The sequence below is a fragment of the uncultured Xylophilus sp. genome, from assembly GCA_913776965.1.
GTDB lineage: Bacteria > Pseudomonadota > Gammaproteobacteria > Burkholderiales > Burkholderiaceae_C > Xylophilus.
On the sequence record CAJYQL010000078.1, the window covers coordinates 47,696 to 60,856 of the forward strand.

Here is a 13,161-nt window from a genome sequence, read left to right on the forward strand (position 1 = left end):
CTCAGGAAGGCAAGCATCGTGTTCAAGAACGTCATCGTCTACCGCATCGCGCCCGGCTGGTCGGCCACGCTGGAGCAACTGGAGGAAGGGTTGGACAAAGCCCGTTTCGCGCCCTGCGGCGCGTCGCAGGAACGCTCGGCCGGCTGGATCGAGCCGCGCGGCGAGGCGCACGGCCCGCTGGCCGAATCGGTCGGCGGCCAGTGGATCGCCAAGCACATGGTCGAGGCCAAGGTCGTGCCGGGCTCGGTGGTCAAGCGCAAGCTCGAAGAGCGCCGCGAGCGCATCGAAAAGGAGACCGGCCGCAAGCCCGGCAAGAAGGAGACGAAGGAGCTCAAGGAAGACGTGATGCTCGAACTCCTGCCGATGGCCTTCACCAAGCAGGGCGCGACGCTGGTCTGGATCGACCCGGAGGCGCGGCTGCTGGTGCTGGGCGCTTCCAGCCAGGGCCGGGCCGACGAGCTGGTCACGGCGTTGGTCGATGCGATGCCCGGCTTCGCGGTGGCGCAGATCGACACCCAGGTGACGGCGGTGGCGGCGATGTCGGAATGGCTGGTCAGCCAGGAACCGCCGGCCGGCTTCAGCGTGGACCGGGAGTGCGAACTGAAGGCTTCCGACGAATCAAAGGCGGTGGTGCGCTACGCCCGCCATCCGCTCGACATCGACGAGATCAAGGAACACATCGCGCAGGGGAAGCTTCCGACCAAGCTGGCGCTGACCTGGGACGAGCGGGTGTCCTTCCTGCTGACCGAGGGCATGCAGGTCAAGAAGATCACCTTCCTGGAGGGCGTGTTCGACGGCACGTCAGGTCAGAAGGAAGACGGCTTCGATGCCGATGCCGCGATCTCCACCGGCGAGTTGCAACAGATGATTCCGGACCTGCTGGAAGCGCTGGGCGGTGAAGTGGCGAACGGGACGCTGGCGGCGGCTGCGAATGCTGCATCCGCAGCGACTGCGGCGCCCAGTAAAGAAGCCGCTGCGTCAGATCAGGCGGTCAATGAAGACTTCTGATACAGATTTGTCGTATTCCTGCAACAAATTGCAGACTTGCCGCCGGATTGTCAGATCGAAAGGCAGTTGAGAGTCATTTTCGTTCGCGTTGATTTCTAGAATCGGGCCGCGCGTCGTCGTGGGGTCCGTTGCCGGGCTGGAGAGCGGGGGCGCCACCACCGCTTTTTCCCTTCCAGGAACAACAACGTGAACACCTCCCTGTGCAGCCGCGAAGCGCCGTCGCGTCCGGATGCTGCCGTTTCTTCTCCGTCGTCTGCCCTGTCCGACCACGCCCTGCTGCCGCTCGGCGCGCTGATGCTCGCCGCCTCGGTCGGCAGCTGGGCCCAGGCCCTGCCGGCCGAGCAGACGCTCAAGCCGGTGACCGTCACCGAGAAGGCCGACGCCACGCCCCAGGGCAAGGACTCCCTCAAGACCCGCAGCACCTCGGTCGGCAAGGGCAACCAGGACATCCGCGACGTGCCGCAGTCGATCACCGTGGTGACCGAGAAGCTGATCGACGACGTGAAGCTCGACACCCTGCGCGACGCGCTGCACTACACCGCCGGCATCACCTTCGCCGCCACCGAGAACGGCACCGACCAGGACATCCGGCTGCGCGGCTTCCCGATCGCCACCACCGGCGACCTGATGATCGACGGCATGCGCGACCCGTCGCAGTACGACCGCGATACCTTCAACCTCGACCGCGTGGAGATCCTGCGCGGTTCGGCCTCGATGCTGTACGGCCGCGGCTCGACCGCCGGCGTGGTCAACCAGGTGAGCAAGAAGCCGCTGCTGGCCGACCAGACCGACGTGGTGGGCACGGTGGGATCGCGCGGGTACTTCCGCACCACGGCCGACTTCAATCTGCGCACCGGCGAGACCACCGCGCTGCGCATCAACGCGATGGTCAACAACGCCGACAACGGCGGCGCCAAGATCGACAAGCACGGCATCGCGCCGAGCTTCAGCTGGGGCCTGGGCACGGCCGACGAATTCACCGTCGGCCTGTTCCACCTGCAGAACAACAACATACCGTTGTCCGCGGTGCGGTATTTCAACGGCAACCTGGCGCCGGTGAAGCCGAGCGTGTTCTACGGCACCACCGCCGACTTTGTCGACGGCGAGGCCAACTACCTGCACGGCAGCTGGAAGCACATCTTCGACAACGGCGGCGAGCTGCGCACCCAGCTGCGCAGCGGCGTGTTCGAGCGCGCGCAGTGGAGCACGGCGGTCGGCGCCGCGGCGGGCACCACCGCGTTCCGCGACACCACGGTGCTCACCCGCGCAGGCCTGACGCCGCGCAAGGACCGCTACAAGGCGACCTATTTCCAGAGCGACTACAGCCAGGCGTTCAATGCGCTCGGCATGCGCCACGAAGTGCTGACCGGCGTCGATGCCGCGCACGAGGAAGCGAACCGCTTCCAGAACAACGGCACCACGCTCGGCACCCGTCCCAACACGCTGGTCGGCACGCCCGACGACGGCGCGATCCTCGGCGGCACCGGCAACATGCCGCGCTGGCGCAATTCGAGCAACTACGAAGCTAAGGCTTTCGGCTTCTACGCGCAGGACCTGGTACAGGTCGCGCCGATGTGGAAGGTGCTCGGCGGTGTGCGCTACGACAGCTTCAAGGGCGACTTCCAGCAGCTGACCTACGGCACCGGCGTGCAGACCGTGCCGTCGGCCGTCGCCAACACCCGGCTGTCGAACTCGCCGTGGAGCTACCGCACTGGCGTGCTGTTCCAGCCGACGCCGACGCAGTCCTACCACGTGTCTTACGGCACCTCGTTCAGCACCTCGGCCGACACCTACCAGTACGTGACGCCGCAGAACGCCGCCACGCCGCCCGAGAAGAGCCGCAACTTCGAAATCGGCACCAAGCTCGACTGGCTGAACGGGGCCCTCTCGACCCGCGGCGCGATCTTCCGCACCGAGAAGTACAACGAGCGCACCACCGACGCCGACTTCGCCGGCACCGCCTACACCCTCTCCGGCAAGCGCCATACCGCCGGCCTGGAGCTCGACGTGGTCGGCCGCATCACCCCGCAGTGGGAGGTCTACGGCTCCTACACCTGGGTGCCGGTGGCGAAGATCGACGCCGCCGGCAGCGCGGCGAATGCACAGGCCTCGATCGGCCAGCGCGTGGGCCTGACGCCCAAGCAGTCGGGCGCGCTCTGGGTGACCTACCAGCCGATCCCCAAGCTGCGGGTCGGCCTGGGCGCCCGCGGCGCCACCGAGAACCGGCCGCTCACCGGCACCACCGGTGCGGCATCCGCCTCTGCCCGCGTCCCCGGCTACGTGGCGATCGATTCGCTGGTGGAATACAAGTTCACGCCCGACGTCTACGCCCAGCTCAACATCAACAACCTGACCAACAAGGCCTACGGCGACCAGCTGTACCCGGGCTTCACCATCTTCGGTCAGAAGCGCACCGTACTGGCTTCCATCGGGGTGCGGTTCTGACCGCACGCGTATCCTCGTCGCCATGCTGCTGCACATCCGTGAAGTCCTGACCCGCGACGAGGTGCGCCATGCGCGCGCGATCCTGGCCGACGCCCCCTGGGGCGACGGCCGGATCACTGCCGGCAGCCAGTCGGCCCAGGCCAAGAACAACGAGCAGCTACCGGAGAACTGCGAGGCGACCCGGCAGGTGCAGCAGCTGCTGCTGCGCGGGCTGGAGCGCCACCAGACCTTCTTCTCGGCAGCGCTGCCCAAGCAGATCTCGCCGCCGCTCTTCAACCGCTACGGCGGCGCGTCCAACCGTTTCGGCAACCATGTCGACAGCGCCGTGCGCTACCTGCAGGGCGGCGCCGGCCGGGTGCGCACCGACATCTCCTGCACCCTGTTCCTGGCCGAGCCGGACGAGTACGACGGCGGCGAGCTGATGGTGGAGGACACCTTCGGCGAGCACCGCGTCAAGCTGCCGGCGGGCGACCTGGTGCTGTACCCGGGCACCAGCGTGCACCGGGTCGAGCCGGTGACGCGCGGCCAGCGCATCGGCAGCTATTTCTGGATCCAGAGCATGGTGCGCAGCGACGAGCAGCGCCGCCTGCTGTTCGACATGGACAACCACCTGCGCCGGCTGCGCGCCGCCGCCCATCTGGGCGAGGCCGATCCGTCGGTGATCGGGCTCACCTCGACGTACCACAATCTGCTGCGCATGTGGCTGGACGTCTGACCTTCCGCCTTCGGATCTCCGCATGACCAAGACTTCGTTTTCCCTCGCCGTCGTGTGCGCGGCGCTCGCCTTCGCCGGCGCCGCATCGGCCCAGATCGTCAACCACGACACGGTGCGCTGCGCCCCGGTGCCGAAGGACGAGATGAAGCCGCAGATGGACCTGCAGAAGAAGCTGGTCGGCGAGGGCTGGAAGGTGCGGCAGGTGAAGAATTTCAACGGCTGCTACGAGGTCTATGGCTTCGATGCCGCCGGCAAGCGCACCGAAGCCTTCTTCCATCCCAAGACCTTCGAGAAGATCGGCGAAGTCGCGCAGCCGCAGTGACCGTGCCCACGCCGCCCGATGCGGCGCCGGTCCGGGTCTGGGACCTGCCGGTACGCCTGCTGCACTGGACGCTGGCCGCGGCCGTCGCGGCGGCCTGGTGCACCGGCGAGGAAACACTGCGCTGGCACGAGGCGGCAGGTTTCACCGCGGCCGGAGCCGTCGCGCTGCGCACCGCCTGGGGGTTCTGCGCACGGGGCGCGGTCCGTTTCGCCTCGTTCGTCCGGTCGCCCGCCGCCACCTGGGCCTACGCCCGCACGGTGCTGGGCGGCACCGAGGCCCGCTACCGCGGCCACAACCCGCTCGGCGGCTGGATGGTCGTGGCCTTGCTGGCGACGGTGGCCGCCGCGTGTATCACCGGCTGGCTCTACACCACCGACGCGTTCTGGGGGCTGGCCTGGCTGGACCTGCTGCACCGCGGGCTCGCCTGGGCGGTGCTGCTGCTGGTGCCGGTCCATGTGGCCGGCGTGGTGCTGACCGGCCGGCGCCACCGGGAGAACCTGGTGGCGGCGATGGTCATCGGACGCAAGCGCCGGGGCGGTGCCGAGACCGCCGATGCGGGCGACGACCCGGGCCGCACCTGAGATTCGATTTCAGGAGGTTTTCAGCCTCCAGCGCCCGTCCTGCCTGCGCAGGCAGCTCTCAATTCGGGAGCGTCGAGCCGGTCGGCGGCAGGTCGTCCACCGGGGTGTCGGTGTCGAAACGGATCGACTCGCGGTCGCGGTGCTTCTTCTGGCGGTCCAGGGTGCTTTCCAGCGCGTGCTTCAGCTTGTCGATGCTGCCGCGAAACGCCTCGTCGAGCGTCGGCGCATGGTGGCTCGCGGCGATCGGCGGATGGTTGGCGAGCCGTGCCTCGAGCAGGCTGCGCTTGTCGCCGGCGCCGGCCTTGCCGGTGCTGTTCTCGTCGCTCAGGTGCACCTCGATGCGGGTGACGTCGGCGCGGAAGCGCTGCAGCTGGGTCTGCAGTTCGCTGTCGGCCCAGCGGTCGAGCGCTTCGCGGTTCTGGCCCTGGAGGCTGCTGGTGGCGTTGACCTGGATCTGCATGCGGATGTCCCTTAGTTCGTGTGGTGGGGGGCGGAGCCGCCGACGGGCGGCCGGGACCAAGCAGTGTGCGGCGGCGTGTCGCGGCGCGCTGTAAGTGCGCGTCACGCGGTGCACCGGCGGTAACCGGCCCGCGGCGGCGCCCGACTACGATGCGTCACCGGCGCGGTGCCGGCGGAGTTCCCGATCCCCATGCTGATGAAACGCCTCACGCGCTATTTCCTGCGCGGCCTCGTCGCCATCCTTCCGGTGGTGCTGACGCTCTATTTGCTGGTCATGTTCCTGTCCTGGGCCGAAAGCTTCGCCTATGCGCTGCTGCGGCCGGTGATCGGCAGCTTCTACGTGCCGGGGCTGGGGCTGATCTTCGCGGTGCTGATCGTGCTGGGCGTCGGCTGGCTGCTGTCCAAGCGCGAAGTGCAGCGCCTGATGCGCTTCGTCGAGCTCCCGTTCACCAACATCCCGGTGATCAAGAGCATCTATTCGTCGCTGAAGAGCTTCGCCGACTACTTCACTCCGAGCGGCAACAAGGCCAAGGCCCAGCAGGTGGTGCTGCTGCGCTGGCCGGGTGGCGCGCTGGAGATGGTCGGCCTGGTCACCCGGCGCGGCATGCAGGGCCTGCCCGACGGCTTCACCCAGGGCGACCGGGTCGCGGTGTATCTGCCGATGGGCTACAACATCGGCGGCTACACGGTGTTCGTGCCGGCCGACTGGGTGACGCCGATCGACATGTCGGTCGAGGAGGCGATGCGCTCCTCGCTGATCGGCTGGATGGCCCGCAGCACGGACCCGCATCCGGCGAACGGCGGCGGTGCTGCGGCCGGCGTGCCGGGTGCGCCGGCCGGCGGCATGCCGCCCTTCGCAGCGCCTGCCGGACCGATGGCGGCACCGGCCGCCCGCACGGCTGCCGGTCCGGCCGGAGCCGCGGCGGCCACGACCGTGGCGACGTCCCACGGCGTCGCCGATCCGGGAATGGCGTCCGGGCCGGCCGCGATTCCGCCCGCGGCCGGCGTGCAGCCCTTCCCCCCGGCCGGCCCGACCGACCGGTTCTGAGCGCTGCCCCTCCCCGCGCGTGCGGCCGTGCGGGCGCACACGCGGGTTCGCCGATGCCGGCCGCCGCGCAGTGCCTGCCAGCGCGTCCGTGTCTTCCCCCTTTTTCTGACCCCCGACTGCCCATGATCGTCCTCGTCGACCAGGACGGCGTTCTCGCCGATTTCGAACAGGCCTTTTTCCAGGCGTGGTCCGCGGCCGGCCATCCGTGGCCCGCGATCCCGCCTGCGGCCCGGCGCAGCTTCTACGTGCGCGATGACTATCCGCTCGCGGCGCGGCCGCAGGTCGAGGCGATCTACACCGCCCCCGGCTTTTACCGTGGCCTGCCGCCGGTGGCGGGGGCGGTCGCGGCGCTGCAGCGCATGTTGGCGCTCGGCATCGACGTGCGCATCTGCACCTCGCCGCTCGGCGCGTACCGGCACTGCGTGCTCGAGAAGTACGAGTGGGTGGACGAACACCTCGGCCTCGACTTCGTCGCCCGCATGGTGGTCACCAAGGACAAGACGATCGTGCGCGGCGACGTGCTGATCGACGACAAGCCGACGATCGAGGGCGCCTGCGTGCCGGAATGGACGCAGCTGGTGTTCGACCAGCCCTACAACCGGCAGGCGACGGCGCGGCGGATCGACTGGAACACCTGGGAAGCGGTGCTGCGGCCGGACGGTCCGACCAGCGGTGCGCCGGGCATCGGCGCCGGCCGCGCCTGACGGCCGGCGGCGCGACCGCGCACGCGGGCAGGTTCAGCCCGCGTCGAACAGCCCGCCCTCGTCCAGCAGGTCGTAGGCGATCTGCGGGCAGCGCTCCAGCGCGACGCGGATCGCGGCCGGGATGTTCTGCCGGGTCTTCTTGCACAGGCCCGGCTGGTCGAGTACCAGGATCGTGATGCCCTTCAGGCTGCGCACTTCCCGCGGACCGGGGCCGATGCGCAGCCGCAGGCCGAGCTGCTGCTCCATGCGGGCCTCGATGCGGCGCAGCTCGGCCAGGCTCTGGACGTTCTCCAGCCGCTGCAGCAGCCGGCGCTCTTCCTCGCGGGTGAGGAGCAGCACCCGCAGGTCGGCACCGGTTGTGGAGAGCAGGGCGTCGCGGTCGCAGACGCAGGCGCCCGGCGGGCACTCGGTGCGCAACGGTGGCAATGCAGGCAGGGACGGCGGCAGGAGCGAGGACATGGCGTCGGTCGGCGGAGCGGGTGCCGGTGCCGGGCGGCACGGTCGGGCCGCCCGATTCTCGGGCCTCGGCCGCCGTACCTGCTGTACAGCCGGGCAATGTCCCCTGCGGACCGGCCGGCCCGCAGGCGCCGTCAGCGCTGCGGCATGTCCTTCGCGCCGTAGCCCAGGCTGACCGTCGCATCGCCGGGGATCGGCGGCATGGTGGCGTTCCAGGCCTCCCAGTCGGCGCGCATCGCGGCCAGCCGTTCGGGGGCCCGTGTGGCGAGGTTGGCGCGTTCGCGTTCGTCGGCCGACAGGTCGAACAGGTAGTCGTGGCCGTCGACCCGCAGGTATTTCCAGACGCCGTCGCGCAGCGCCCGCTGGCCGCGGTGGTTCATGCGCCAGTAGAGGCGGTGGTCGTCCAGGCGGTGCGTCGCATCGCGCAGCAGCGGCAGCAGCGACACGCCGTCGAGCGGCCAGTCCGGATCCGGCGCGGCGCCGGCGGCGTCGAGCACGGTGGCGCTCCAGTCCATCGTCATGCAGGGCTGGTCGCTGGTGCCGCCGGCGGCGATGGCGGCCGGCCAGTGGGCGATCCAGGGCACGCGGATGCCGCCTTCGGTCAGGTCCATCTTGCCGCCGACCAGCGGCCAGTTGTCGGAGAAGCGTTCGCCGCCGTTGTCGCTGGTGAAGACGATCAGCGTGTCGTCGAGGATGCCGTGGCGCTCCAGGGCCCGGGCGATCCAGCCGATGCCCTCGTCCATGTGGTGAATCATGCGGCGGTAGGTGTGGACGTTGCCGCCGTGCAGGTGGAACAGGTTGCCCGCCACGGTGGGCGCGACCGCGCCGTCGTCGCGCGTCTCCCAGGGCCAATGGGGCGCGGTGTAGTGCAGGCTCAGGAAGAAGGGCGTCGTGGCGGCATCGGCGGCCATGCGGTCCACGTATTCGACCGCGCGGCGCGACAGCAGGTCGGTCAGGTAGCCGTCCTGCGCGCATTCGGTCTCGTCGAGCCACAGGTCGTGGGTGCCGCGGCTGTCGCAGTGGGTGAAGTAGTCCACGCCGCCCGACATCGGGCCGAAAAATTCCTCGTAGCCCGAACGCAGCGGCCCGAAGTGGGGCGGGTAGCCGAGGTGCCACTTGCCCACCAGCGCAGTGCGGTAGCCGGCGGCGCGCAGCCGCGAGGCGACGGTCGGCTGCTCCGGCGGCAGGCCGAGCGCCGGGTTGCCGCGGCTGTCGCTGCGGATCGGCTCCTCGGCCGCGCCGCGCAGCCGGTACTGCCAGCGGCCGGTCGCGAGCGCGAAGCGGGTCGGCGAGCAGACCGGCGAGTTGGCATACCCCTGCGTCAGCCGCAGCCCGCCCGCGGCCAGCCGGTCGAGCACTGGTGAGATCGGCTCTCGGCCGCCGTAGCAGCCCAGGTCGGCATAGCCGAGGTCGTCGGCGACGATGAAGACGATGTTCGGGCGGCGCGGCCGGGTCATGGCTGGTAGCCGGACTTTTGAACGACCGGCGCCCACTGCGCCCGGTAGGCCTTCAGCATCGCCACGGTCTGCGCCTGGGTGCTCACCACCGGCACCAGCTTGCCGTCGGCGAAGCGGCGCTGCACCTCGGGGTCCTGCATGGCGGTGCGGATCGCGTCCGCCAGGCGGGCGACCTTGTCGGCGGGCATCGTGGCCGGTGCGAAGAAGGTGTTCCAGCCGGTGGCGACGATGTCGATGCCGGCCTCCTTGAAGGTGGGGATCGACGGCGCGAAGGGCGAGCGCTTGGCACCCGACATCGCCAGCACCCGGATGCGGCCGGCCTCGTGCGGCGCGACCACCGTGTCGAAGGTGTCGATCGCCACCGGCACCTGGCCGCCCATCAGATCGGTCATCAGCGGACCGGAGCCCTTGTAGCCGACGATCTCGGCGCGGGTGCCGGCACGCTCGCCGAGCATCAGCCCGAAGAAGTGCGGCAGGCTGCCGGTGGCCGGCACGCCGAAGTTCGCCTTCTCGGGGTTGGCGCGCAGCCAGGCCATCAGGTGGCCGAGCTCGCGCACCGGCACTGCCTGCGCCACCGCGAGGGCGAACTCGTATTCGTTGACCTGCGACACCGGCACGAAGTCGCGCTCCGGGTCGTAGCCGTTGTCCTTGAAGACCAGCGGCGCGACCACCATCACCGCCGGGTTGGCGAGCATCAGCACGTTCTGGCCGGCCGGCGTAGCGCGCGTCTGCTGCGCGGCGAGCCGGCCGCCGGCGCCGGGCTTGTTCTCGACGATCACCGGCACGCCGAGCGAGGCCTGCAGCTTGTCGCCGACGATGCGAGCGACGCGGTCGTTGGCGCCGCCGGGCGGATAGCCGACCACCAGGCGCAGCGGGCCGCCCTCGAGCGGCGCGGCCGTGGGCTGGGCGCGCAGGGCGGGCGTGGCCGCCAGGGCGAGAGTCGCCGCGGCACAGGCCAGGGTCAGGCGGCGGGAAAGGGTCGGGCGCATCGGGGGCTCCTGGATTCGGGGGGCGGCGTGGGCGCACTCTAGGGCCGCGACAATCGATTGATCAAATCAACCATCGCCGAGACAAACCCGATGCTGGAGCCGCCCCGCGCGCTGGAAGACCTGCTGCTCTACCGCCTGAGCCGGCTGCAGGCGGTGGCCGGCGGCATGGTGCTGCGGCTGTGCGAAGGCCGCTTCGGCATCACCCGGCGCGAATGGCGGCTGCTGCTGGTGCTGGCCGACCGGGGCACGCTCGGCTCCTCGGCGCTGGCCGACGCGGCGCAGCTCGACCGGGCGCGCACGTCCCGCGCCATCGGCTCGCTGGTGGAGAAGCAGCTGGTCGCGCGCACCGCCATGCCGGGCGACCGCCGGCAGGTGATGCTGGCCCTCACCGCCGAGGGCCGCCGGCTGCATGCGCAGCTGTTCCCGCTGGTGGCACGGCTGCAGCACGACCTGCTGGCCGCCCTCGATCCGGCGGCGGTCGCGGCGCTGGACGCAGCGCTCGCACGGCTGCAGGCGCAGGCCGAGGCGCTGGCCGCGACCGCCGCGCTGCCCAAGGCCAACCGGCGTCGCCGGCCGCCGGTTGCTCCTTAAGTGATAGCTGGATGCGCAGGCAGGGCCTGCGCTACAGGCACTTCTTTATCTGAAATTCAGCGCGGAGCGGGCCCGGCGAGGTCGTCGAGGATCGGGCAGTCCGGCCGGGCATCGCCCTGGCAGCAGGCGACCAGCCCTGCCAGGGTGCGCTGCATCGCCTGCAGGTCGGCGATGCGCCGCGCCAGGTCGTCCACATGGGCTTGGGCGATATGCCGCACCTGGGCGCTGGCCCGCGCACGGTCGTGCCAGAGGCCGACCAGGTCGGCGATCTCGGGCATCGAGAAGCCCAGCGCCCGGGCCCGGCGAATGAAGCGCAGGGTGTGCACCTCGCGCGGGCCGTACTGGCGGTAGCCGCCTGCGCTGCGCGGCACCGGCGGCAGCAGGCCGAGCGCCTCGTAGTGCCGCACCATGCGCACCGACACGCCCGAGCGCCGGGCGGCTTCGCCGATCGAGGCGGCTGGGCCGGTGTCCGCCTCGTCGGTGGCGACAAGGGCGGTCATCGGCTCAGGCGGCGCGGTAGCCGGCGTTCTCGATCGCCAGCCGCACGCTGTCGCGCGGATGCTCGGTCAGTACCGCGACGTGGCCGGTGCCGACGTCCACGGTGACCTGGGCGGAGGGGTCGATCGCCTGCACGGCGTCGGTGACGGCCTGCGCGCAGTGGGCACAGCTCATGCCGTCGACCTGGAACTGGAGGTTCATGGGAAAGGCTCCTGGGAGGGGAAAACGAGGGTGGGCAACGAGTCTCGACCCTGACGCCCGCCGGGCCGACGACGCGCCGGACTTGACCCTGCCATGGTGTGAGGCTTTAGCCTGTGGGCATGGCACCTTCTTCGTCCTCTCCTCTGTCGCCCGATCCGGTTGCCCCGACTGGCGCGCCGCCGGCGACATTCGACCTGTCCATCGGCGGCATGACCTGCGCCTCCTGCGTGGCGCGGGTCGAGCGGGCGCTTCGGGCCGCACCCGGCGTGGCCGAGGCCAGCGTGAACCTGGCGACCGAGACAGCGCGCATCACCGCCGGTCCGGGCGCGGCGGTCGCCGATGCGGACTGGCAGGCGCGCCTGCGGCGGACGGTGCGCGATGCCGGCTACGCGCCGCGCAGCCCCGACGAGGCGGCCCGCGCCGCGGCGCAGACCGGACCGTGGACCGGCTTCGCGCCGGTGGCCGCCGGACTGCTGCTGTCGGCCCCGCTGGTGGCGCCGATGCTGCTCGCGCCCTTCGGCCTGCACCTGCTGCTGCCGGCCTGGCTGCAGCTGCTGCTGGCCGCGCCGGTGCAGCTCGGCCTGGGCGCACACTTCTACCGGGCCGGCTGGCATGCGGTGCGGGCCGGCGCCGGCAACATGGACCTGCTGGTGGCGCTCGGCACCTCGGCGGCGTTCGGGCTGTCGCTGTGGCTGTGGGCGACGGCGGCGCCGGGGGACATGCCGCACCTGTACTTCGAAACGTCGGCGGTGGTCGTCACGCTGGTTCGGTTCGGCAAATGGCTGGAGGCCCGCACCAAGCGCGGCACCACCGCGGCGATCCGCGCGCTGCAGGCGCTGCGGCCCGACACCGCCCGCGTGCTGCGGCGCGGCAAGGAAGTGGTGCTGCCCGCCGCGGAACTGCTACCGGGCGACCGCGTGATCGTGCTGCCGGGCGAGCGTTTCCCGGCCGACGGCACGCTGGAGGAAGGCCGCAGCCAGGCCGACGAATCGCTGCTGACCGGCGAGCCGCTGCCGCTGGACAAGCAGCCGGGCGACCGCCTGACCGGCGGCGCGGTCAACGGCGACGGCCGCATCGTGATGGCGGTGACGGCCACCGGCGCGGAAACGGTGCTGGCGCGCATCGTGCGGCTGGTCGAGGATGCGCAGGCCACCAAGCCGCCGCTGCAGCGGCTGGTGGACCGGGTGGCGGCGGTGTTCGTGCCGACGGTGCTCGGGATCGCGGCGCTGACCGCGGCCGGCTGGTGGCTCGCCGGCGCGGGCGCCGAGGCGGCGCTGGTGCATGCGGTGGCGGTGCTGGTGATCGCCTGCCCGTGCGCGCTCGGCCTCGCGACGCCGGCGGCGCTGATGGCCGGCACCGGCGCCGCCGCCCGGCGCGGCATCCTGGTGCGCGACGCCGAGGCGCTGGAGCGCGCCCGCCGCGTCGATACCGTGGCCTTCGACAAGACCGGCACGCTGACGCTCGGCCGGCCGCGGCTGCTCGGCGTGCATCCGGTGCCGGGCGCGGATGCCGGTGCGCTGCTGCGGGCCGCGGCGGCGCTGCAGGCGGGCAGCGAGCATCCGCTGGCGCGGGCGGTGCTGGCGGCGGTGGCCGAACGTGCGGACCACGCGGCGGGTGCGATCGAGATCGGAAGAGCACACGTCTGAACTCCAGTCACTGGAGCTGATCTCGTATGCCGTCTTCTGCT

The 13,161-nt window shown here is 71.1% G+C and carries 13 protein-coding genes and 2 pseudogenes; 9 read left to right on the forward strand and 6 right to left on the reverse strand.

The features are described from left to right. Nucleotides 1-18 precede the first annotated feature (18 nt). The 5 genes from QZ500_RS11820 to QZ500_RS11840 all read left to right on the forward strand — a co-directional run bounded on the left by QZ500_RS11820 (nucleotide 19) and on the right by QZ500_RS11840 (nucleotide 5,071). The gene (locus QZ500_RS11820) at nucleotides 19-1,008 is read left to right on the forward strand and encodes a recombination-associated protein RdgC (protein ID WP_295855518.1); all 990 of its coding nucleotides are present in this window, start codon (nucleotides 19-21) and stop codon (nucleotides 1,006-1,008) included. A 186-nt stretch (nucleotides 1,009-1,194) separates the two neighbouring features. Beyond that, on the forward strand, nucleotides 1,195-3,453 hold the full coding sequence (locus QZ500_RS11825; RefSeq protein WP_295855520.1) for a TonB-dependent siderophore receptor: 2,259 nt from the start codon (nucleotides 1,195-1,197) through the stop codon (nucleotides 3,451-3,453). Between the two features lie 22 nt (nucleotides 3,454-3,475). Further along, nucleotides 3,476-4,168: a Fe2+-dependent dioxygenase gene (locus QZ500_RS11830; protein ID WP_295855522.1), complete on the forward strand. Its 693-nt coding sequence runs from the start codon at nucleotides 3,476-3,478 to the stop codon at nucleotides 4,166-4,168. Nucleotides 4,169-4,190: 22 nt separating this feature from the next. After that, nucleotides 4,191-4,490: a PepSY domain-containing protein gene (locus tag QZ500_RS11835; RefSeq protein ID WP_295855525.1), complete on the forward strand. Its 300-nt coding sequence runs from the start codon at nucleotides 4,191-4,193 to the stop codon at nucleotides 4,488-4,490. Between the two features lie 2 nt (nucleotides 4,491-4,492). After that, nucleotides 4,493-5,071 carry a cytochrome b/b6 domain-containing protein gene (locus tag QZ500_RS11840; protein ID WP_295855528.1) on the forward strand — a complete coding sequence of 193 codons (579 nt, stop codon included), beginning with the start codon at nucleotides 4,493-4,495 and terminating at the stop codon, nucleotides 5,069-5,071. A 58-nt stretch (nucleotides 5,072-5,129) separates the two neighbouring features. Here the strand turns inward: QZ500_RS11840 and QZ500_RS11845 are convergent, their stop codons facing one another. Further along, nucleotides 5,130-5,531 (reverse strand): HPF/RaiA family ribosome-associated protein, encoded by a 402-nt coding sequence (locus tag QZ500_RS11845; protein WP_295855531.1) that lies wholly within the window; start codon nucleotides 5,529-5,531, stop codon nucleotides 5,130-5,132. A gap of 195 nt (nucleotides 5,532-5,726) precedes the next feature. Between QZ500_RS11845 and QZ500_RS11850 the strand changes: the two are divergent. Both QZ500_RS11850 and QZ500_RS11855 read left to right on the forward strand, forming a co-directional pair. Then, nucleotides 5,727-6,308: pseudogene (locus QZ500_RS11850) on the forward strand (DUF502 domain-containing protein); the annotation flags it as partial. Nucleotides 6,309-6,700: 392 nt separating this feature from the next. Next, nucleotides 6,701-7,282 (forward strand): 5'-3'-deoxyribonucleotidase, encoded by a 582-nt coding sequence (locus QZ500_RS11855; protein ID WP_295855534.1) that lies wholly within the window; start codon nucleotides 6,701-6,703, stop codon nucleotides 7,280-7,282. Nucleotides 7,283-7,315: 33 nt separating this feature from the next. On the opposite strand, the gene QZ500_RS11860 is transcribed toward QZ500_RS11855, so the two are convergent. From QZ500_RS11860 to QZ500_RS11870, 3 genes are all read right to left on the reverse strand, one after another. Continuing rightward, nucleotides 7,316-7,741, reverse strand: coding sequence for a hypothetical protein (locus tag QZ500_RS11860; RefSeq protein ID WP_295855536.1), 426 nt, complete (start codon nucleotides 7,739-7,741; stop codon nucleotides 7,316-7,318). A gap of 131 nt (nucleotides 7,742-7,872) precedes the next feature. Then, entirely contained in the window at nucleotides 7,873-9,195 is a 1,323-nt protein-coding gene (locus tag QZ500_RS11865) for a sulfatase-like hydrolase/transferase (RefSeq protein WP_295855538.1), read from the reverse strand. Then, entirely contained in the window at nucleotides 9,192-10,184 is a 993-nt protein-coding gene (locus tag QZ500_RS11870) for a tripartite tricarboxylate transporter substrate-binding protein (protein ID WP_295855542.1), read from the reverse strand. Before QZ500_RS11870 ends, QZ500_RS11865 begins: the two co-directional genes overlap by 4 nt. Before the next feature lie 57 nt (nucleotides 10,185-10,241). On the opposite strand from QZ500_RS11870, the gene QZ500_RS11875 reads away from it, so the two are divergent. Beyond that, nucleotides 10,242-10,775 (forward strand): MarR family transcriptional regulator, encoded by a 534-nt coding sequence (locus tag QZ500_RS11875; RefSeq protein ID WP_366763058.1) that lies wholly within the window; start codon nucleotides 10,242-10,244, stop codon nucleotides 10,773-10,775. A gap of 56 nt (nucleotides 10,776-10,831) precedes the next feature. On the opposite strand, the gene cueR is transcribed toward QZ500_RS11875, so the two are convergent. Together cueR and QZ500_RS11885 are read right to left on the reverse strand one after the other, a co-directional pair. Next, nucleotides 10,832-11,275 (reverse strand): Cu(I)-responsive transcriptional regulator, encoded by a 444-nt coding sequence (gene cueR / locus QZ500_RS11880; RefSeq protein ID WP_295855544.1) that lies wholly within the window; start codon nucleotides 11,273-11,275, stop codon nucleotides 10,832-10,834. A 4-nt stretch (nucleotides 11,276-11,279) separates the two neighbouring features. Next, on the reverse strand, nucleotides 11,280-11,474 hold the full coding sequence (locus QZ500_RS11885; RefSeq protein WP_295855546.1) for a heavy-metal-associated domain-containing protein: 195 nt from the start codon (nucleotides 11,472-11,474) through the stop codon (nucleotides 11,280-11,282). A 119-nt stretch (nucleotides 11,475-11,593) separates the two neighbouring features. Between QZ500_RS11885 and QZ500_RS11890 the strand changes: the two are divergent. Continuing rightward, nucleotides 11,594-13,072: pseudogene (locus QZ500_RS11890) on the forward strand (heavy metal translocating P-type ATPase); the annotation flags it as partial. Nucleotides 13,073-13,161: the final 89 nt, after the last annotated feature.

Coding starts and splice junctions, on each gene's coding strand:
- QZ500_RS11830 (WP_295855522.1), top strand. CDS start 3,476: ATGCTGCTGCACATCCGTGAAGTCCTGACCCGCGACGAGGTGCGCCAT.
- QZ500_RS11865 (WP_295855538.1), bottom strand. CDS start 9,195: ATGACCCGGCCGCGCCGCCCGAACATCGTCTTCATCGTCGCCGACGAC.
- cueR (WP_295855544.1), bottom strand. CDS start 11,275: ATGACCGCCCTTGTCGCCACCGACGAGGCGGACACCGGCCCAGCCGCC.
- QZ500_RS11870 (WP_295855542.1), bottom strand. CDS start 10,184: ATGCGCCCGACCCTTTCCCGCCGCCTGACCCTGGCCTGTGCCGCGGCG.
- QZ500_RS11855 (WP_295855534.1), top strand. CDS start 6,701: ATGATCGTCCTCGTCGACCAGGACGGCGTTCTCGCCGATTTCGAACAG.
- QZ500_RS11885 (WP_295855546.1), bottom strand. CDS start 11,474: ATGAACCTCCAGTTCCAGGTCGACGGCATGAGCTGTGCCCACTGCGCG.
- QZ500_RS11835 (WP_295855525.1), top strand. CDS start 4,191: ATGACCAAGACTTCGTTTTCCCTCGCCGTCGTGTGCGCGGCGCTCGCC.
- QZ500_RS11860 (WP_295855536.1), bottom strand. CDS start 7,741: ATGTCCTCGCTCCTGCCGCCGTCCCTGCCTGCATTGCCACCGTTGCGC.
- QZ500_RS11845 (WP_295855531.1), bottom strand. CDS start 5,531: ATGCAGATCCAGGTCAACGCCACCAGCAGCCTCCAGGGCCAGAACCGC.